The sequence below is a fragment of the Thalassotalea euphylliae genome (assembly GCF_003390335.1).
Classification (GTDB): domain Bacteria; phylum Pseudomonadota; class Gammaproteobacteria; order Enterobacterales; family Alteromonadaceae; genus Thalassotalea_F; species Thalassotalea_F euphylliae_B.
This window is the reverse complement of the sequence record NZ_QUOU01000001.1, coordinates 4,309,474-4,329,398: the sequence shown is the minus strand read 5'-3', so window position 1 is coordinate 4,329,398 and position 19,925 is coordinate 4,309,474. Positions and strand designations below refer to the sequence as shown.

General features: G+C 35.4%; 16 protein-coding genes. 13 read left to right on the top strand and 3 right to left on the bottom strand.

Annotation, left to right across the window (positions count from 1 at the left end; translation table 11 throughout):
- Window positions 1-1,398 precede the first annotated feature (1,398 nt).
- The gene (locus tag DXX93_RS21220) at window positions 1,399-1,719 is read left to right on the top strand and encodes a TraM recognition domain-containing protein (protein WP_116009444.1); all 321 of its coding nucleotides are present in this window, start codon (window positions 1,399-1,401) and stop codon (window positions 1,717-1,719) included.
- Window positions 1,720-2,712: 993 nt separating this feature from the next.
- On the opposite strand, the gene DXX93_RS18785 is transcribed toward DXX93_RS21220, so the two are convergent.
- Entirely contained in the window at window positions 2,713-2,952 is a 240-nt protein-coding gene (locus tag DXX93_RS18785) for a helix-turn-helix domain-containing protein (RefSeq protein WP_116009443.1), read from the bottom strand.
- A gap of 95 nt (window positions 2,953-3,047) precedes the next feature.
- Between DXX93_RS18785 and DXX93_RS18780 the strand changes: the two genes are divergently transcribed.
- The 4 genes from DXX93_RS18780 (at window position 3,048) to DXX93_RS18760 (ending at window position 8,872) form a co-directional block, all read left to right on the top strand.
- Window positions 3,048-3,554 (top strand): hypothetical protein, encoded by a 507-nt coding sequence (locus tag DXX93_RS18780; RefSeq protein ID WP_116009442.1) that lies wholly within the window; start codon window positions 3,048-3,050, stop codon window positions 3,552-3,554.
- Window positions 3,555-3,999: 445 nt separating this feature from the next.
- On the top strand, window positions 4,000-4,389 hold the full coding sequence (locus DXX93_RS18775) for a hypothetical protein (protein WP_116009441.1): 390 nt from the start codon (window positions 4,000-4,002) through the stop codon (window positions 4,387-4,389).
- Between the two features lie 940 nt (window positions 4,390-5,329).
- Window positions 5,330-6,277, top strand: coding sequence for a HamA C-terminal domain-containing protein (locus DXX93_RS18765; protein ID WP_116009439.1), 948 nt, complete (start codon window positions 5,330-5,332; stop codon window positions 6,275-6,277).
- A 3-nt stretch (window positions 6,278-6,280) separates the two neighbouring features.
- A complete protein-coding gene (locus DXX93_RS18760) occupies window positions 6,281-8,872 on the top strand; it encodes a DEAD/DEAH box helicase (RefSeq protein WP_116009438.1) in 2,592 nt (863 codons plus the stop codon).
- Between the two features lie 615 nt (window positions 8,873-9,487).
- On the opposite strand, the gene DXX93_RS18755 is transcribed toward DXX93_RS18760, so the two are convergent.
- Window positions 9,488-10,114 carry a DUF4145 domain-containing protein gene (locus DXX93_RS18755; RefSeq protein ID WP_116009437.1) on the bottom strand — a complete coding sequence of 209 codons (627 nt, stop codon included), beginning with the start codon at window positions 10,112-10,114 and terminating at the stop codon, window positions 9,488-9,490.
- 453 nt (window positions 10,115-10,567) lie between these two features.
- Between DXX93_RS18755 and DXX93_RS18750 the strand changes: the two genes are divergently transcribed.
- The 8 genes from DXX93_RS18750 to DXX93_RS18710 all read left to right on the top strand — a co-directional run bounded on the left by DXX93_RS18750 (window position 10,568) and on the right by DXX93_RS18710 (window position 18,625).
- A complete protein-coding gene (locus DXX93_RS18750; RefSeq protein WP_116009436.1) occupies window positions 10,568-10,942 on the top strand; it encodes a hypothetical protein in 375 nt (124 codons plus the stop codon).
- Window positions 10,932-11,912 carry a hypothetical protein gene (locus DXX93_RS18745; RefSeq protein ID WP_116009435.1) on the top strand — a complete coding sequence of 327 codons (981 nt, stop codon included), beginning with the start codon at window positions 10,932-10,934 and terminating at the stop codon, window positions 11,910-11,912. Before DXX93_RS18750 ends, DXX93_RS18745 begins: the two co-directional genes overlap by 11 nt.
- 2 nt (window positions 11,913-11,914) lie before the next feature.
- The gene (locus DXX93_RS18740) at window positions 11,915-13,375 is read left to right on the top strand and encodes a type IV secretory system conjugative DNA transfer family protein (RefSeq protein ID WP_116009434.1); all 1,461 of its coding nucleotides are present in this window, start codon (window positions 11,915-11,917) and stop codon (window positions 13,373-13,375) included.
- Window positions 13,376-13,604: 229 nt separating this feature from the next.
- A complete protein-coding gene (locus DXX93_RS18730) occupies window positions 13,605-14,336 on the top strand; it encodes a hypothetical protein (protein WP_116009432.1) in 732 nt (243 codons plus the stop codon).
- A 463-nt stretch (window positions 14,337-14,799) separates the two neighbouring features.
- Window positions 14,800-14,922, top strand: coding sequence for a hypothetical protein (locus DXX93_RS21215; RefSeq protein ID WP_116010049.1), 123 nt, complete (start codon window positions 14,800-14,802; stop codon window positions 14,920-14,922).
- A 771-nt stretch (window positions 14,923-15,693) separates the two neighbouring features.
- Window positions 15,694-16,095, top strand: a complete 402-nt coding sequence (locus tag DXX93_RS18720) for a hypothetical protein (RefSeq protein ID WP_116009431.1) — start codon at window positions 15,694-15,696, stop codon at window positions 16,093-16,095.
- A 247-nt stretch (window positions 16,096-16,342) separates the two neighbouring features.
- Window positions 16,343-17,311, top strand: coding sequence for a Fic family protein (locus DXX93_RS18715; RefSeq protein WP_220347584.1), 969 nt, complete (start codon window positions 16,343-16,345; stop codon window positions 17,309-17,311).
- 105 nt (window positions 17,312-17,416) lie between these two features.
- Window positions 17,417-18,625 (top strand): IS256 family transposase, encoded by a 1,209-nt coding sequence (locus DXX93_RS18710; protein WP_116007348.1) that lies wholly within the window; start codon window positions 17,417-17,419, stop codon window positions 18,623-18,625.
- Window positions 18,626-18,684: 59 nt separating this feature from the next.
- On the opposite strand, the gene DXX93_RS18705 is transcribed toward DXX93_RS18710, so the two are convergent.
- The gene (locus DXX93_RS18705; RefSeq protein WP_116009430.1) at window positions 18,685-19,590 is read right to left on the bottom strand and encodes a hypothetical protein; all 906 of its coding nucleotides are present in this window, start codon (window positions 19,588-19,590) and stop codon (window positions 18,685-18,687) included.
- Window positions 19,591-19,925: the final 335 nt, after the last annotated feature.

Genomic DNA, 19,925 nt, shown 5'->3' with positions numbered 1-19,925 from the left:
CTATATCGCGAGTTTAAAATAGCGACAAGGTAGTGTATCTATATGAAGAAATTAAACCATCGCAAGAATGTAAATCCCAATTTTCTTTAGACACTAATTAACAGTAAAAAATTTGAACAAGAATGTTCTTTTTTGATGAAGTAATTTTATTAATCAGATCCAAAAATTAGCAGTTGTCAATTTTTAGAGCTATCAAAGCTTGGCTCAGCAATCAGTCGCATTGGCAACTTTGAAAAAAGTCTGAAAAATTAATGTTTTGTTAACATTGCCTCAGTATGATTTTTAAACTGGTGACGTCCCAGAATTATATATTTTTTAACTTTTTTTGAATGAAAAAAGAAACATTCTTAACGTCGATTGCGATCGACGTTTACCAATCAAAAAACGATCAAGCTCCAGAACGATCGAAAGTATTTTATGATTTGTTCAATCTGGATAAACAACAAATTAAGAGCATTATTGATATGATCCGTTTTCACTGAAATCAATGAGACTCTATAAATGTGTTATAGAACTTGAAAACAATTTAGCTTATTTCTTAGCGAGCCAAAAACAAAATTACTGCACGTTAGGAAACGAATTAAAAATCACTTTAAACTTAATCATATCTACATGATCCCAATCATTTGAAACATTCAAAACTGGTTCTTTCATTATCACTTAAACAAGCGTATTGCTTTATCTCACAAGCAAAGACACACCTACATCACTTGAAGAACGGGCTGTGGAAAAAGTGAATTAATTAAGCAATTTATTTATTCAGAAATAAAATCAAAGAAAACTAAAAATGCGGTCATCTTACTTGATCCACATTGAGATATGTCGAGAGAAATAAGCAGATTCAAAGAATTTGGAAAACTCCCAACATCCCAAAGGTTGGTCTATATTGATCCGCTGCTGAGCGACACTCACTCTCCGAGCATTAACCCGTTCTACTTCACACTAAACGATGAGAGAAGCACACACTTAATGGCTCAAGAGATCATAAAAATACTCAATACACTACTAAAAGACGCCACAACCACCAGCCAAATGAACGCTATATTATACCCATGTATTAGGGTGCTACTTTCAAGAAATAATAGCTCACTGGCAGATCTCAAACGATTCATGAACGACAAGCAAAACCAAGATCTCGTACAAATAGGGCTACAGGCCAGCAACTCAATCATTCGAGACTTCTTTGAGAATAAATTTCAAGAAAAGTCACTAAATGTCAGTAAGCACGCTATTGAAATGAGATTACAATGATTACTCAATGATCCCTTATTTCAAAGGCTTTTACTGTGAAGTAGCTCACTCGATTTAGAGCAACTTATTGAACAAAGAAAGATCATTATATTTAGATTACCACTTGGGGAAGCATGAAGTGAAACCGTTCAAATTTACTGACGTTTCATAGTCGCTCTACTCAAAGTCATAGCCTTAAAACGAGCCAAGATCAGTGGTTATCAAAGAACACCAACCTATCTATTTATTGATGAATTTCATAACTTTGTGAGTCCTGACTTTGAAAAAGCGCTTACTCAACTTCGTAAATATAGGCTCTACCTAATATTGGCAAGCCAGTATATCGGGCAATGTGCTGACAGATACTTACAAAAAGCTTTGTTATCAGTTGGAGTGATCATCACTGGTAATAACGAACGAAAAAGCCGAAAAACGATAGAAGATGAAACGGGAATATCCAGCACAGACATAGAGAATTTGAGGAACTGAGAATTCTTCGTTAAGTCCTATCTCACCCCACCATTTAAAATAAAAGTACCTAGGCTGCTCCTCGGGAATTCCCACTCTATGGCTTTGCAACAATTCAAAAAGCTTTGCAAACAACAAATATCAAAATATTACCGTAAAGATGTGTTTAGCTTTGAACCGCAGAAATATCTAAGCACTATAAATTTAAAAGGTTTAACCCCTAAATATTCAAGCTAATGCAATGAAAAATTATGGAAGTAAGAATTTTAGAAGCTTTGGCCTTGTTCCAATATTTGACCTCGGTTCAACTAAAGCGACTTTTTCCTAAACTTAGTAATTCAACAATAAACAGGTATCTACGAAAGCTCAAACGAGCAAATAGGCCAACTCTGCGAGCCTTAGAATTTGGTTTTCACCCAAAGAAGTGACCACTTGCTCCAGTGTATTGCTTGACTCAACAGGGCAAAAACTGGCTTATGAAGCATCACTGATATAATGAAGACGATATAAAAATGCCTAAAAGCAGGAGTAGTTTCTTCACAATCGACTACTTCCACCGCCTAGCCACTGTTGATTTCGTGATGGCTTTTATACAAAAACTAATCTATGAAAAATATAAGCTGAAATTTGTTCATTACTATTTTGAAAAACGTTGAAGCAATAACTCGCATCAATGATTACTCTCTCAGTCAAAAGCAGCTATTAGCTTTGAAGACGTTCAGATCATTCCAGATGCACTGCTGTGCTACCAAACGCCCTCGTCTACTCAATTAGTGTTATTCGAGCAGCACATGGGAAGCGATGTAAAACGAGCTATTAAGCAAATACTTTGGCATTGCTACTTTTTATCAAAATGAACAGTAAGTAAAAAGTTTGGAGTAAAGAATAACGCGACTGTAATTTTTGTTTTTGAACTTGAATCCTGTCGTCAATATGTGATTGAAAGGTTAGAAAAACTTAGCGACTTTACTAAATTCAAACCTTACTTTCGATTTTGGCATCAAAACTCTAAGTTTATTTTGCCTTAGCGGAATCTAATTCTTGCTTTGCCAAATCAACTAAGCTCCCAGCCGAGCAACCTAATACATCAGCAATTGCAAAAATAGTCGATAGGCTTGGTTGGAACAACCCTCGCTCAAGCTTTGATATGTGAGCTCTCTCAATATTAGCGTCTAGTGCCAGTTGTTCTTGAGAAATCTTTGCTTCTTTGCGTACCTTTTTTAACACAATACCAAAAGCAACTTTTGCATCCACGACTGAAACTCACATTACGAATAATGCTTGAAATCATGAAATTTTGAGTTATATACTGCCACGTTATATATAACTCATTTTGATAGGTGATTGATATGAAGTGGTCTGCAATATTACTAACTGTTTTGTCATTTGTATGGCAAAACGCAAACGCAAACGCAAACGCAAACGCACAAGAAAACAAAACTTCAGCCTATGGCATCAATTACCAAGAGCATACATTTAACGAAATTCTTACTGAGTTTATGTATGGTATTGAACCCAAATTGCTAAAGCACTACGAACAATTGAACCTTACGAAAGAAGAAAAAATCTGGGGATTAGAAGGGATGGCTGAAGCCCTAGCAATGAACAACATATTTTCAACCATCGTAAAAGACATTGAAGCCGCAGACCCAGACGCAACAGTCGCTTTTACAAAATTGCCCAAAGAGCGATATTCAAAACTTCATTTACTTGCCAAACATTTTCGAATTAAAAAGGAATACAAAGAAAAATTTGGTGTAGAGCTTACCGAAGAAGAAGCTAAAAAAAGTCTAAAACTCTATCAAGCTTTGTTTGGAAAAGAATATGAAGCAGAGAAAGACACTATTAAACACTAACCAAGATAGTATGGAAAACACGAATGAACAGCTGTCACAAGCTGAATTGAATAGTCAAAATGTATCAGAAATGGTTCATCAACTATCAAAGCAAGTTGCTTCTCAATTATGAGAAACTAATTTACAAAGCCTATGAAAAATGGTTTTACAGCACTTTGAATTAAAAGTTACAGAGTGATTTGATATTCAGCAGGAAAAAGAAAACTTTCATTTGCGTTTAAACGGCTTGAAACGACTATCTTTACTAGAGCATGTTAGTGGCTTTTGAATTTTTACATCACAGCTCTCAAAACAAAGTATGAGCGCGGTTGACTCATTGTTCCTCACAATGAGTCAAAGTAGGGAATCAGTGTCATACCTAAGAGTAAACTGATTCCCTACTAATAAAACATCTATTAATCTTTTTAACTGAGAATTTGGCACAGACCTTAGTCACGAAATAGCTTTGAATGAGGCTGTTACGAATTCCGATGAAGCTTGTGTTGAAAGGTTAAGTTATTTGTTTTCAACACTTGATCATACAGAGCTACAAGGTACAAAAACAATAGGTTTGCTTGAACAACTCGCAGATGGAAATATTGATGCTTATACCCAAATTAAAGAGCTGTTACTGAGTGACCCAAATGAGCTAAATAAACTATTATTGGCAGCTAAACAACATGATGCAGATAACCCTGAGTCACAAATATTTCAAGAAATCTCATCGGTTTTAATTGATATAGACCCAAGCTTTGGTGAAAAGATCAGACAATTTGAAGAAAAGTACTCAATGAGCAAATCACTAGAAACCAGTTATTTGCTATCTTTGTCTGGAAGTAAAATTCAAAGAGAATGAAGCTCTTTTATCTCAGAAGGTGAAGATAACGAAACCATTGCTATTGATATGGAAAAAAAGCCACCTCTGCGAGAAATATCGCTTGATGGAGATAGTTATTTTATCGAATCAAACTTTCCATTGGCTGAGCTGCATAAACCTGAATTGGAATATCAAAATACTTATATGGAAACCATGCCAAAACTTAGATCTGTTTGATTACTTAAAACTGACACTGTGCAAGAACACATCGAAGACCTTATTGCGCACCAAAGCAATTTAGAAGCTATCAAATCAACTCTACACTCATGCTATCAAATTGATGTTTCTTATATCGAGTCTATAAATGATTTACAGCCATCAAATTTAGCAAACACCATGATCGAGTTACAACGAGTGCTTGATCTGGCAATGGAGAGATATAAAACGTGAATTGACGCAGCAATTAAAGCCAACAAAGAAATGGTTAAACTACAGGATAGGGAAAAACGCCAGATCCTGAGTTTTATAAAATCAATTGGCTTTGATCTGATAGACCAACACCTAACCGACTCTCTTATCCAAGAAATCAGAAGTAACTCTCTCATGGTTGAGTGAATTGACCTTGCTGTTGACCGCCTAGATATTGCCAATGGTATTTTCGGTGAAACACCTAGCGAGCAATGATGAACTAAATGGAAAGAAAACATCATCATGTTTTACAACAAAATGATCAGTTGAACTCCAAACGAACCTCTATCTGTAGCAGCACATATTTCCACATGAGGAAAAGTTGAAGATAGAACTCAAATGCAATATTCACTCAGAGCTTATGGGCTGGTAAATGACAGTGGAGCGTTTAATAAAGAAAAGGCTAGGAATAATTTGAAAAGCAATAAAAGTACGCTCTAAGCTACTAACTAGCTTGAATATTAATATATTACCCCAATAAAAGTAGGGATAGATTTAAAGACAAGATTTTATGGAAAAATTAAAAAATATTAATTGGGAAGATTTAGTTGACGGTAAGCACTCGTGGATTAGCGAACACCTAAAAGAACATGACCCAATTCAAGATGGGAAAGTCATTACAAGGTATTACTCTGTAGATTTTTCAGGAACTCAACAAGAAACTGTAGCTCTAGTTGATTCGATTGCGGAGTCAATATCACATTACGTCTATGATCAAAAGCAGCTTAATGAAATGAACCAAAAAGGAATTACGCCATTTAGAAAGGCCGTGTCTTTTTTTGGTGAAACGAATCCAGACATGGATGGTAAGTACGGGGAATTATTACTCTATATCCTCACAGAAGCTATTTTACAGACCCCTTTGATTTGCCATAAGTTGTCCCTCCTTACAAATACTAATGACCAAGTTAAAGGAGGAGATGGAATATTTTTTGGGGAATATGAAGATGAGTTATCAATTCTAATTGGTGAATCAAAAATTCATCAAACACACTCAAGTGCTTTAGTAGATGCTATGGGGTCACTAGATAGATTTCACGACAACTATAGCTCAGATAACTTATCCCATGAACTGTTCATAGCTCGTTCAAACATATCTGAAAACTTTGAATTTGATGAAATTGAAGCCTTGTATAAAGCTTTTACACCAGGAACAAAAGAGTATAAAAATTGTATAAAAACTCATCCGGTGTTGCTTGTTTTTGAATCAAGCAAAATTAAATCAATTGAGGAAAAAGCTAAAAATAAAGCTGAAGCCGAAGAGCTATTCGATAAATGGCTTACTAAAAGAGCAAATAAAACTAAGGAAGCAATTGAGGAGCAATTAGATAACTACCCGAATCTAAAGGCTGTGTACCTTGATGTATTTTTACTTCCTTTGAATAACGTATCTAAATTCAAAAATGCTTTATACAAAGCAATTCACGGAATAGATTATAAACCTACAAAAGCAAAATAAAACATGAGAAATAACGGATTACAGGCGGCAAAACATGAAGATTTTGCAAATGTTTTAGATAGATTGCTAGAAAACTTATTTTTAGCAGATATGGCATCGCAAGATAGTTTAAATGCCATTAATGATGAAGAGATTAGAAGGGCTACTTGGTTAGCTTCAATTGCAGCACTAGGTGCTGGTGATTATGAAAAAAACCTAGCAAACTCATACGGGGCTCTTTTACACCTTAGTGATCCTGAAAATGAAGTATATAAAAGAGCTTGTTATGTTTTACAGTCAAGAACAGGAAATTTAATAACCAGCCAACATATCCCTAAGTTATTTAATGGTGAGAAGCATGTTGGAGATTATGGAACAGTTTTAAATTACGAGTTAACTGCAAATAGAGCTTTACTAGAACATTCATTTTCAGATGAATCGAAAATATATTTCACTAGTTTTCAAAAACTACTGTGGGAATCCTTAGTTGATGGAAAAAATATAGCAATTTCAGCACCTACTTCAGCTGGTAAATCTCACATAATTAAGAAATATATTTATGAATTAATCAGTAAAAAATCATGCAATATTATTTTTATTGTTCCAACAAAAGCTCTTATTAATCAGGTGAGTAGCAACTTAAAGTCAGAACTCAAAGATAAAGCTCACGTTCTTACAACCTATATCCCGATTGAATTATCAGAAGGTGTTTCATCTGTATATGTTTTAACACCAGAAAGATGTTTAAAACTATTACAAGATAAAGAACTAATACAACCTGATTTAGTATTTATTGATGAAGTGCATAATATAGAGAGTGGCGCTAGAGGAACAAAATTTGAAAATATAATTTACTCTTTGATTTCTAGGTTTAAGAGTACTCAGTTTGTTATGGCTGGACCATTTATTAATGAACTGTCGAATAGTCTAAAAGCAATATGTGATATTTCACTAATAGACCATCAAACATTATCTACTCCTGTTTTTCAGTTAAAAACAGCCCTCACATTTTTCCCAAAAAGTAGAGAAGTAACTTATAAAATCATCAGTCCGACCGAAAATTTAATTGAAGGAAAAATCAAACTAAAAAAGTCACTTTTTTCAAAAATAAAAACGAATAAAGGTGACGCGCTAGAGTTTATTGCTGGTTTGTTCCATCATAATGACCTTAATATTTATTACTCTCCTAACAAAAGCAGTGCAGAAAAATGGGCAAGTAAAATTGCACCAACAATAGCATCAAACAATCCTGACATTATTGATGCCGCAGATGAGCGAATAAAAGAACTAATATCATTCCTAGAAGATGAGGTTCACCCTAGTTATTCATTGATAAGAACTCTCAGGCTAGGTGTAGCATTTCATCACGCAGGTTTGCCTGATATTGCGAGACAAGAAGTTGAAGAACTATACTCTAGCTCTGCGATTAAAAACATAGTATGTACGTCTACATTACTCCAAGGTGTAAATCTGCCAGCTGATAGGTTAATAGTTATTTCTCCCAAGGTGAGTAGACAGGAAATGAAAGACTTTGATTTCCTCAATTTAATAGGCCGCGCAGGAAGAGCTAATACTAAGCTTTTTGGAGAAATTTATTGTATCGATGTTGAAAATGAAGAGTGGGCTGAAGATAGACTCACAAACAAGGTAGCGAAAACAGTAAAGGCATCGTCTTCAATTTTTTTGAAAGAATACGAAGTGGTACTAGACAAAATAGCTGATCTTTCTCGCACTGAGTTAAAAGAAATCACTGAAGATAAAGACGCTCATGAAAATATTTCTTATATGAGGTCTCTTTTCCATACTGATAATGCCCATTTTAATAAACTATTATCTAGTTCAGGTATATCTGAAGAAGCATCAACGAAATTTGTCTCAAAGCTAGAGGATATATATTCAGGTATACGCATTCCTTCAGAGTTAATATCAAAGAACCCTTTTATTGATCCACTACTTCAAAATAAGCTGTTTACCGATATTGAGAAAAATGGACTTAATATGTGGTTGTTTTCAAGGCTTCCTATACATAAGGGTGGGGAAAATGATGAAAATGCAGCATTTGAAGAGCAAAGCTATTACAGGCAGTTTGAATCAATCTTTATCCGATTAAACGATATTTTCGAAATTGAAGATGAGATAAATTATCAGTCATTTAACGATTACGTTGGTATAAGAAAGCTTGTACTTGATTGCCATCGTTGGATGCAAGGTAAGAAGCATCGCTTTTTTATCGATAAAGTTATAGGTGAAAGCTCTCGCGATGAAAAGCAAGTTGATAAAGCAGCGCGGAATATTACTAACCATATAAGTAGAAATATCACCTTTATAGCGGTTAAATATTTAATGGTTTGGTCTGATATTGTCTCGCACTTCCTTACTGAAGAACAACGTGAGGAGAATAGTTACATACTGAATTTGCCATCTATGCTTGAAATGGGAAGTTATGATCCTAAAATATTGGAACTTATGAGTTATGGTATAAACCGCTCAGTAGCTTTTGCTATTTCAAAAGATATTAAAAAACTAGATATGTCAGTAGAAGATGCCTTGAGTAAAATTGATAAGACTTCTTTACCCAATATTTTTGGACGATACTTAAAAAAAGCTGGATATTAAACGAATCACAGTCTCAAGGTAGCCAGTTATTTTATTTTTAACATTAAGAGTCGGTTTAGGCTTTGAGCCAAGCCGATTTATCTTTGTACCTTAAAATAAACCGAAAAAGTTAGGAACTTTGCTTTTTATAGCTGAGTGTCCCTATATTCATAATATAACCCCAATACACATGCAAAATACAGTAGCTAAATTACAAAGCCACTTTTGTCCCTACGGCTATCTAGATATAAAAGCCATTTGTGAAATGTGAGACGACGTTAATTTAAGAGAAAACGAACTATTTGAAATTATCGATCAAGCGAGAACTGATTGCTGATATAAAAACTGGGAAGATCTCGATCCTGTTTACTTTGTCCTCAATCATATTGTGCAAAACGCTCGAAGCAAAATAGAAGAAATTACAGGTTTTGATTTTCAAAACGATACAAATTTTCCCATCGAAGTTTATGGCAACTATATGTGTTCTAGTATCGAGTATTCAAATGAAGCAGTTGATGAACTGGTAAGCAATACCACTTGAGAAATAGAGCAAATTCTTGATGATCAATGTTGCCAGTACCTTTTTAAAAGCCTAGAACTGGCAACGTAATAACACCGATCTTCTAAAAGAGATTTTTAAGGTGCAATTTGCTTCACTTCTTTTTTCTTTTCTTTCTTAAATTTATCATTGAGTACTTTTTGACTGTTTTTCAGCTCAGCAAGGATTTCTTTCTTGCGAAATACGCTGAGTACTTCCTTAAATATTTCAAAGGCTTTTAGTAAATCATCTTCATTAACACCATCAGCATGAGTACCTTCATTACCGACCAATCGCAACGTATGAAGTAACTCAGACTCAAGAGGGTATGATTTAGCTAATGCTTGAATGTTATTGTTCAGATTGTCTGTTTCAGCACCTAATTCTTTGCAAAATTGCTCGATAGCACGGCGTAATTTACTCGCGGAAGAGTTCGTATCAATATGAAAATGGTGAAATGCGCCAAGTAGCTCTAGCTGAACTTTCACTGGCACCTGCTTATCAATTTCAAAAAATGGAATGGGAGTAGAAAAGTGCTCTACTTTAAACAGTGTCGGTGATGGTGCTCTGTTAGAATTATCGCTCAAATCAACTTGGGCTAAACCATTAATTGAGACACTATCTCCGCATGAATTACATGACATGAAAGCTATAAATTTATGAAAGTAGTATTCAGGTCTATATGCTTCTAGAGCAATTTGACCAATACCTAACAGTATTCCCATTAAGGGACTATGCTCAATAACCTTATTAAGTCGCTGTTCACTTTTCTCTAGCTCAGATTCTTTTTTCTGGATGACCGCTTGATAATGTCTGGAAGTCGCAGAACGTTCATAGTTCTGAGAAATTTTTCGTGTCTGAACACTTTGCTGGTCTATGGTTAATTCAACTTGATTACAGTACGGACAAGGTAGTTTAGGGTACTTATTGTAGTGCTACAAAGTTGATAATGCCTTTCCATAGTTGCGTATTCAATGCCTATCCCTCATACAAAAATTAGGCGTAAAGCCTAACATTTTTTGTACCGTATAGAACTTAAAAATAGCGAAACTCTCTAGCTTCCACTACGCTTGGATAATAAGTAAGCAAGATTGCAAAGTCGTTACGACACTTTGCTATCTTGCTTAGGGAGAAATCCCTAAGAACCCTTGAAGCCAAGCAAGTGAATAGGTGGAGTCATGGACGAAAAACGTCGAGATTATTTAAACAAATACAAAAGCCAGCACAGGCGGATTAATCTTACCGTTTCTAATTCTGACTATCAGAAAATCGAATATTTAGCCGATAGGCTTTCACTCAAGCCAACCTCATTTGTATACAACGCTCTGCAAGAAAAGCTAGAGCAAAGTCCGTACCTGCCAGATGATATAAAACAAGAACTCAGCGAGGTTAAGTTTTTAATTCGCAATATAGCGAACAATATAAATCAAGTGGTACATCGCTCACATACGTTAAAAGTTATGGTACATGAAAATGACTTACTTATGGAGCTAAAAAGACTCGAAGAGACAGTCGTTAATTATGTTCATGGCAAGGTGGATCATGATCATTAAATCAATGAGCAGAAAAACTAAAAGCTTCTCTCAACTTTATCATTATATGAAAAGTGGCTCGTCACTGAGTAGTGAATATGACGTTTTTCGTCACAACCTATACGCCACACAAGATAAAGATATTGTCAGAGAATTTTTAAATAATGCTAGGTTTGTAAAATCTCGAAAAAACGGCAATTACTTATTTCATGAAGTTATCTCGATTACCAAATCTTCAAAACTGACCTTAGCGGAAGAAAAACAACGTTTGCTCGATATTATTCAAGTTTATGTGCAAAAACGTTGTGACCGAAACCTTGTTGCCGGTTACTTACATGATGAAAAAGATAACAACGTCCATTACCACCTAATGATCAGTAGTAATGAAGTTGACTCACCAGTAAATCAACGTCTTACAAAGTTCGAATTTGATAAAGCAAAGAGAGAAACAGAAAAGTACGTCATTGCTACCTATCCAGAGCTTGAACAGGATATTTTAATTAGTGCTACATCAAAGCAGCGAAAAACTCACCAATCAAATAAGGCTAGCGAGGTAAAGCGCAGAGGTGGTCGTTTGGAGAAAAGAGAAAACGTTTACAAGACGCTCAACAGTATTTTTGCGCAATCAAAAAGTATGCAAAACTTTTTCGCTCGTTTAGCTCAAAATAATATTCAGATGTATAACCGTGGTAAAGCCATTGGCTTTATAACATTAGAAGATGGCAAAAAATATCGTTTAAAAACCCTAAAACTCGAAGCTGAGTTTAAAGAATTTGAGACGAGAATCAGTGAGCCAGAGCATTCTCAAAAAGAAGAGGATAAGAAACGAGGTCAAGCTGCTGAAAAGAATAAACAGACCCAAAGCTCTCATACAACAAGCCAAACATCCTCTCAACGTTCTGTAACCGAGCTAGAACGAAGAAAGGCTCAAGCTGAAAATATTCGTAAGCAATCTCATAACAAAGATCGTGATCGTGGTAAGGAGCATTAAACTTGTCAAAAATACTCAAAGACACGTTTTCAAGTATATTTAAAATTGGCAGTTACTTCGCCAAGAAGAAATTACTTTCTCGTGAAAGTGGTGCAAGGCTTGCCAACAATAAAGAGCTGTCGAGTATTTTTTCACGCTCAAATAAAGGGCTATTGATTAATGGTAATGATCAGAGAATTTCACTCACTGATTCGTATGAACACTTAGCTGTTATTGCTAAGCCTGGTTCAGGAAAAACCACTGCCTTTATTGTGCCAAATGTCTTAGAGCTGGGCAGTAAAGATTGTTCTATGATAATAAATGATCCCAGTGGAGAGATATTTCAACTCACCAGCGGTTACCTAGAAAAACAAGGATATCGAGTTCAGATTCTTAATCCTGAGAGTTTAGAACAATCAGCCAGATTTAATCCATTTGCTGGACTCACAGCCCAAGATACTATGGAAATAGAGCAAATTTGTACCTCTATTATCATGACGAAATATGGCGCAGATAAAGAGCCAATATGGAACGAAGGAGCTATAAGCATACTAGAGGTGCTAGCCAAATGTTTATCTTATTCTCAAACTCAAGAGCTGAACCTTGTTGAGTTGAACTCACTCATTACGCTTTTCGGTAGTGATGGTCGAGCAATCGAAGATTGGGTTGCTGAAAACTCAATTAACCCACAAGACTACAACGATAGAACACTGTGGCAATCTTGGTTAGGGATCATATCGAGTAACGAGAAAATGCTCAGCAGTTATGTCACTATCTGCAAAACGGCACTCAAACAATTATCAAACCCAAATATTCAAAAGCTTCTTTGCTCAGACACACTCAATCTGCAAGAGATACGAAAGCAAAAAACAGTTATTTACTTAAACTTCTCAGAAGCAAAACAAGGCTATTACCAGTTTATTATTGATCTGTTTTACATAAGGTTGATATCTACACTCATGCAGAAAAAACCAACTGCAAATGAGTTAGATATATTTGGCTTACTCGATGAATTTGGTAATAGCTACATTCACGAATTTAATATTTCAATCAATAACCTGAGAAAGTATAGAGTTTCTTTATCACTGATATTTCAAGGCATTTCTCAGCTGAGTCAAAAGTACGGTGAACAAACAGCCAAAGCAATCAAATCAGGGATAGGCAGTTATTTAATTTATCGTGGTGGTGACTTAGATACTAATAGTGAGTTTTCTCAGATACTAGGGAATAAGTTTATCCATCAAAAAGAAAGCTTCGGCAATATTGTTGAAAGTAGGCAAGAACAACAACTTCTTGCTCCAGACCAAATACGAATGTTGCAAGACAATGAAGCCATCTATATTTCTAAAAATTACCCTGCGGCTATCTTGAACTGCACTAAGTATTTTGAGCATGGAAGATATAGGCGCTTAACAAAGAACAAACCTGCTTGCTCAACGACTAATAAATTTACCTTAAATTTTGACAGTAAATTGAGGATATAAGTATGAACTCGGCAATCCTTATTTTCCTTTCAATTACTTGGTTTGTCGGCCTGTTTATTGGTTGGTTTTTCAGAAATGGAACATCAATATTGGGAGTAATCGTGTTGATTGTGATGTCACCTGTATTTGTATTTATTTCAGATGTTGATTGGTGGCCGTTAACGCTCGCTTTTGTTTTGGGGCTGCTTACTCATACATGGAAGCCGATATATAGGAAGATACAACAACTATGACGGAACTACTCTTTGGCGCAGCTGGATTTATGACTATGGGGTATCTCATAGGGAAGCTGTTTATACGCCTTAACCCTTTTTTGATATTACTTGGTGCTTTTGTGCTATTTTTTGCTGTCGCACCAGTTATGTTGCAATTAGATAATAGAAACTTTGCTACTGTTTTTTTCATTCTAGGTGCAATTCTTAATTTTAAACGGCCTATTTCCAGCGTTATGGACTATATCTCTGGGGTCTTTGGTACGCTCAAACTAAGAAAGTTAAACGAAAGCTATATCAATGACCTTCACACGCAAAAAGCCCAAGTCGAGCAAGAACTTCACGAACAAAAGCGACAGTTTGAAGAAGATATACGCCGCCAAAAGGCGCAAGCTGAGGAACAGCTCAGACGACAAGAAGAAGACCTGAAACGAAAACAAAAGCAATTTGACCGTAAACAACGACAAAAGAACCAAGGATCAAGCTATCAACAATCCCAAAGAGCAGATTCACCATCAGAAAAAGATAAATGGCATCTAAACCCGTTAGTATTTGAAGAAGCCTGTGAAATACTCGGATTGAGTGCTGGAAAAACACTGCTTGAGTACAAGCGAGCGTATAAGGCGTTGGTATCAAAGTATCACGCAGACAAGCTTTCAGGCTTGAGTGAGGCTTTGAAAAAGCAAGAAGAAGAGAAGATTAAAACTTTAAATCTAGCTATTACTACGATTAAGAAAAAGTTGAGATGATCATCTATTTAAAATCACTCAAGGAGATCTATTTTAAGCGATTTTCTTGACTTATATTTTTTCAGAATACAATTAATATGTGCCCCGTAAATCAAAAAATTACACTACCTAAAGAGTTTGAATTTATTAATGAAATTCAAAAGAAGCACCGCAAGGTAAAAAAATATGACATATTAAAAAGAGCTTTGATATGGAATTCAATTCTTGAGGGCTTACATGACTCAAACTCAGTTTAAGCATGTAATGACCGTATAGATAGCTTATTCAATAACAAGTAATTATGAAGGGAATAATATATTACAGGAAATCAACTGATAGGGATGATAAACAAGCTAATACGCTAACGCATCAGCTTAGTAATTGCCGTCAAACAGCAATTGAACAATGAATACAAGTTGTTGAAGAAATCTCAGAAAGTAAAAGTGCAAAACAAGAATACGCACGCCCCTGATTTAATCGTTTAATTGATATTTGTAAGCGTAGGAATATCGACTACATCATTATTGATGAGCCTAAAAGATTATCGAGAAATAACATTGATACGTCTAGAGTCATTGACTTGCTGGATAAACAAAATATTCAGTGAATACTTGGTACATCACGCCAATATCTATCATGAAATTCGAGAGATAAGTTTTTATTGCAACTTGATTTATCCTTATCAAAGATGGATAACGAAGACAGAAGTCATGACGTAAAAAATAAAATGCTGTCATGCACCCAAAATACGTGAAGGTTTCTCAGCAAAGCTCCTTTTGGTTATAAAAATATTACTGTGAGAAAATGAAATAAAGCCATTAGAGTTGATAAATATTCTGCAACTATAGTCAAAGAGATCTTTGAGTTAAGGTGTGACTGAAAATCCTTCCGAAACATTTGAAAAACTATTGCTAACAAATATGGCAACAACATAGATACAAGCTTAGAGCCAAGTGCCATTCATCGCATAATAACTAAAACATTTTACTATTGAGCCTTTAAATGGTCATGAAAATACATCATTTGAAATCATAGGCCGATCATCACAAAAGAAGTTTTTGAACGCGCTAATGCGATTTGAAAATGAACATATGAACTAACATCCGCTCCTAATCCCAAACCTAAAAGTGATGCGACCCCTTACCACTTAAAGTGATTTGTAAAAGATATCTCAGGTAAAAAGCTCACGGCTTATACTAAAAAATGACATATCTACTATATGAATCACTCGAAAAGTAAGGAAAAGGTAAACATCAATCAGCAAATTATCTTTAATGAATTTGGGTGATATTTAAGATGTTTTGATAACAAATTAAGCCCTTTTAAATCGCTGGATGAAAAAATAATCACAAAGCTAATAGAAAGGCAGCATAAGCATGTGAATTTATCTATTGAGCAACTTGAGCATAGAATAAATATGCTCAAATCAAGACAAGAGAGATTACTAGATTTAAAAATTGATGCATCAATCAATAATGATGTCTTCTTATTTAAAAACAACCAAATTGACGCAGACATATTTGAATTATCAGAGCAAAAAAAGAAACTGAGCAGTAAAAATGTCACGGAAATCACCCAACGAGTAATTGAACTGTCTAGTGGGCTATATGATGCCTATTGTAAGGCTTCAGATAGAGTAAAGGCGATGGTGATCAAGTCTTGTGGGATTGAACTTTTTATAAACCACAAAAAAGAGCTCAAAATAGAGGATTCTCCGCTATTTAAAAGCTCTAAAATGCTTGTGTTCTTATTTGGTACACCTGAAAAGTTCGACTATTGAACTTTTTATGAATCCATAGCCAAAATAGACCTCAAAAAACTCACAGATTTGCACCACGAAATTAACCATTTAGAAGCGTCTGAGCTATCAGATTGAACATAATTCCAAGTAAAAATTAATGCTAAATAAAAGATAACCAAGTTTTGGTTTGAAATATAAATATGCTCTGCTTGATCTTTGCACTTTATAGGTATAATACAATTAGTTAGAAATAATATCTTAGAACTTCATTCAGTAAATAGCGTTTATGAGTAGTACAAATAATTCAGTACCTGAAAAAACAGAAGCTTTATACCAAGGCTTTATCAACATGCTTGTTGAAGGCAAGGTTAGTGATGTCTCAGACCTTATTACTCAAATATTAAATAAGCGAAACAATATGGACTTATCAGAAAAAATTTCACAAGTAGATACACTGAAAAAATGGCTTGATAGTTTTAGACCTCTTTCTTATGAAATCGTTGAAGAACTGAAGAAACAATACGATGTGAAATTTACATACAATTCTAATGCTATTGAAGGTAATACGCTTACTCAAAGCGAAACAGAGTTGGTGATCGAAAAGGGAATTACTGTTGGAGGAAAACAGCTTTCAGAACATTTAGAAGCAATAGGACACAAAGAAGCTATTGACTATATTGAAAGCCTCTCTAGAAAAGAACAACCAATTACACTTCGTGAAATTAAAGATATTCATAATGTCATTATGAGGGGGATTAGCATTGAGGAAGCAGGAAGGTATAGACAACTCGATGTAAGAGCTGCTGGTACTGGTCATACGTATCCAGCTCACTTTCTCGTATCAGGATTGATGGATGAATTTGTTGATTGGATGAATTCACAGGAAGCTAAATCATTACACCCTCTAAAACTAGCTACTGAAGTGCATTATCGTTTCGTTTCTATTCACCCTTTCAAAGATGGTAATGGCCGGACAGCTCGATTACTTATGAACCTCTCACTTTTACGCTCAGGCTACCCTATAGTGATTATTGATAATCAAAAACGCAGTGAATATATCAACTCACTTGTTTTCGCTCAGGATAATCATGATAACACTGATGAGCTATTTGGAATGATCCTTGATGGCTCAGAAGAATCTCTTATTGATTACTTAAAAATTTCCTCTACGGCAGCAGCTAGCCAAGGGAAAGGGGAATTATTTTATGAAGAAGTTCAAAATTATTTAGACAAATTAACTGTTAGTGAAAAATAGAACTATGTGACTCATCCGTTGCATAGTTCTTGTTAAATGACTCTGTAACTAAATCTGTGTAACTGCCTATTATTAATACCCATATAGGGTTTAGGATAGGTAGTTATGAACAAGAAAGAACTTGAAGTCTTTGCCAAGCAAGCGGCTAAATCCATCAAAACGGAAGCAGATTTAACGAACTTTCGTAAAATGCTTACCAAGGTAACGGTTGAAGCTGCGCTTAATGCGGAGCTGGATGAACACCTTGGTTATGTTCGTCATGAGCAATCCATCAACGATAATTCACGCAATGGCTATTCGCCCAAAACTATACGAACAGAAGATGGCGAGATTGATTTAGATACACCTCGTGATAGAGATTCTAGTTTTGAGCCTCAACTGGTTAAAAAGAATCAAACCCGCTTTACGTCAATGGATGACAAGATTTTATATCTGTATTCCAAAGGCATGACGACTCGTGAAATCGTGTCCACATTCAAGGAAATGTACGATGCAGATGTTTCACCAACACTGATTTCTCGTGTGACTGATGCGGTTATCGCTCAAGTCGTCGAGTGGCAAGCCAGGCCGCTTGATGCTGTTTACCCAATCGTCTATCTCGACTGCTTGGTTGTAAAAATACGCCAAGATAAGCAAGTCATCAACAAAGCCATTTACTTAGCCTTAGGCGTGAATATCGAAGGCCATAAAGAACTTCTAGGTATGTGGATATCAGAAAACGAAGGCGCGAAGTTCTGGCTTAACGTATTAACGGAGCTTCAAAACCGTGGCGTCAAAGATATCCTTATCGCCTGTGTCGATGGCCTTAAAGGTTTCCCTGATGCAATTAATACCGTTTATCCTGACACACAAATTCAGCTTTGTATTGTTCATATGGTGCGTAATTCATTGAAGTTTGTGCCGTGGAAAGACTACAAAGCCATCACGGCTGATTTAAAGCGCATATACCAATCGGTAACTGAAGATGAAGCCTTAATGGCCTTAGAGCAGTTTGAGCAACGCTGGGACAGTAAATATCCCAATATCTCTCGCTCATGGCGAAATAACTGGCAAAACGTTAGTACCATCTTCAATTACCCTGAAGATATCAGAAAAGCTATTTACACCACCAACGCTATTGAATCGCTGAACTCAGTTATACGTAAAGCCATTAAGAAACGTAAGCTGTTCCCACATGACGATTCGGCGAAAAAGGTGGTTTACTTAGCTATTGAGCAGGCATCTAAAAAATGGACGATGCCGATAAGAAATTGGAAATCGGCCTTAAATCGATTTATGATCGAATTCGAAGACCGATTAAAAGATGTTATTTAAAACTGGCAGTTACACAAAATGTGTTACAGGGTCTGTTAAATTTAAGAAGTTGAAGGCATTCAATTTGATTCGGTAATAATCTTATTAATTTTTTCTTGTACCCGTCTTAAATTCGCATCACCAAATGCAAAAGGTCCAACACTGGTTACACCATTGTCATTGTGTGCGGTAAGCCAATAGCCCTTGCCATGACCTGTTGTTCCAATTTTTAACATCATTACCCCTATCCACTCTTCACCATTTGAATCAGCAACAATTTTGTAGTGCATAGCAGCAAAACCATTTAGGTATTTACCAGTCGCTTTAAAAATACCTATGTAATCTGCATTTTCTCCGTCAATACTATTAGTGTAAATATTGGTGAGCATTTCAATGTTGTCGCCATTAATAGTAACTTCGACATTTTCAAATTTGTACGCATACAGCTGTGTATGAAAATCACTAAGCCCTTCAACACTTGAAATATCATAATCAGTGCCAAAGCCAGAAAATTTACCTTTGTGATGCAGAAAGTAGGTTTCCGAGTTTTTAATATAAACGATAGAGAACACTGTTATAAGCACCAGTATAGCGAGTAACCAAACATACTGGTTTTTGCTTTTTTGGCTGTTAGAGCTGTGTAATCGGAGAGACGTATCATCCGTTTGCTCTGGAGAGGATATATCTTCTTGAAGCTCAATTTGTTCAAACTGTTTAGGCTTGTTTTCAGCTACCTCAATATCAACGTTAGAAGTATCTAGCTGAGTGGTTATAGGGTGCCAACTGTGGATCGTTTCAATTGAAACATCTAAAAAATCGGCTAATCGCTCTACGTGAAGATCGGAAAGCGGTTTTGATAAAACTCTATAATAGGATGAACTAGAAATACAGAGCAGGTCATAAACAAAAGGCATCTTCACACCTTTTTTTCTGCACATGTCAGCTATTTTATTTTTTAGAATTGACTGCCCTTGTTTTGCATTCATCAAGACGACCTTATCTTTACCACAACATTAACGATCCTAAGCTTGTAAATCGTAACAAAGTAAGGGAACAACAAAAAGGCAATGTGATTGATTTTCAGCACGAATTTGCTCATATATTCTTCATTGAGTGTTGAAGAGTAACTTATTAGCCTCACTATTTTCCCAATATTTTCTCATTTTCCCAAACTTTTCCCAAAACACCTAAATTATTGAATTTCATTTACTTTTATCTTGATAAACTTGCTTTTCAAAGTTACAAATAATGTTCGTTTTATATAAGTTTTCATTTTTAGGATGTTACTTCTGTGAAGGCACTGGCGAATATTGTACTCAAT

What these genes read in the sequence shown, in the direction of transcription:
- DXX93_RS18755 (WP_116009437.1), bottom strand. Translation starts at nt 10,114, where the DNA reads ATGGGAATACTGTTAGGTATTGGTCAAATTGCTCTAGAAGCATATAGA.
- DXX93_RS18765 (WP_116009439.1), top strand. Translation starts at nt 5,330, where the DNA reads ATGGAAAAATTAAAAAATATTAATTGGGAAGATTTAGTTGACGGTAAG.
- DXX93_RS18710 (WP_116007348.1), top strand. Translation starts at nt 17,417, where the DNA reads ATGAACAAGAAAGAACTTGAAGTCTTTGCCAAGCAAGCGGCTAAATCC.
- DXX93_RS18730 (WP_116009432.1), top strand. Translation starts at nt 13,605, where the DNA reads ATGACGGAACTACTCTTTGGCGCAGCTGGATTTATGACTATGGGGTAT.
- DXX93_RS18780 (WP_116009442.1), top strand. Translation starts at nt 3,048, where the DNA reads ATGAAGTGGTCTGCAATATTACTAACTGTTTTGTCATTTGTATGGCAA.
- DXX93_RS18750 (WP_116009436.1), top strand. Translation starts at nt 10,568, where the DNA reads ATGGACGAAAAACGTCGAGATTATTTAAACAAATACAAAAGCCAGCAC.
- DXX93_RS18705 (WP_116009430.1), bottom strand. Translation starts at nt 19,590, where the DNA reads ATGAATGCAAAACAAGGGCAGTCAATTCTAAAAAATAAAATAGCTGAC.
- DXX93_RS18715 (WP_220347584.1), top strand. Translation starts at nt 16,343, where the DNA reads ATGAGTAGTACAAATAATTCAGTACCTGAAAAAACAGAAGCTTTATAC.
- DXX93_RS18760 (WP_116009438.1), top strand. Translation starts at nt 6,281, where the DNA reads ATGAGAAATAACGGATTACAGGCGGCAAAACATGAAGATTTTGCAAAT.
- DXX93_RS18745 (WP_116009435.1), top strand. Translation starts at nt 10,932, where the DNA reads ATGATCATTAAATCAATGAGCAGAAAAACTAAAAGCTTCTCTCAACTT.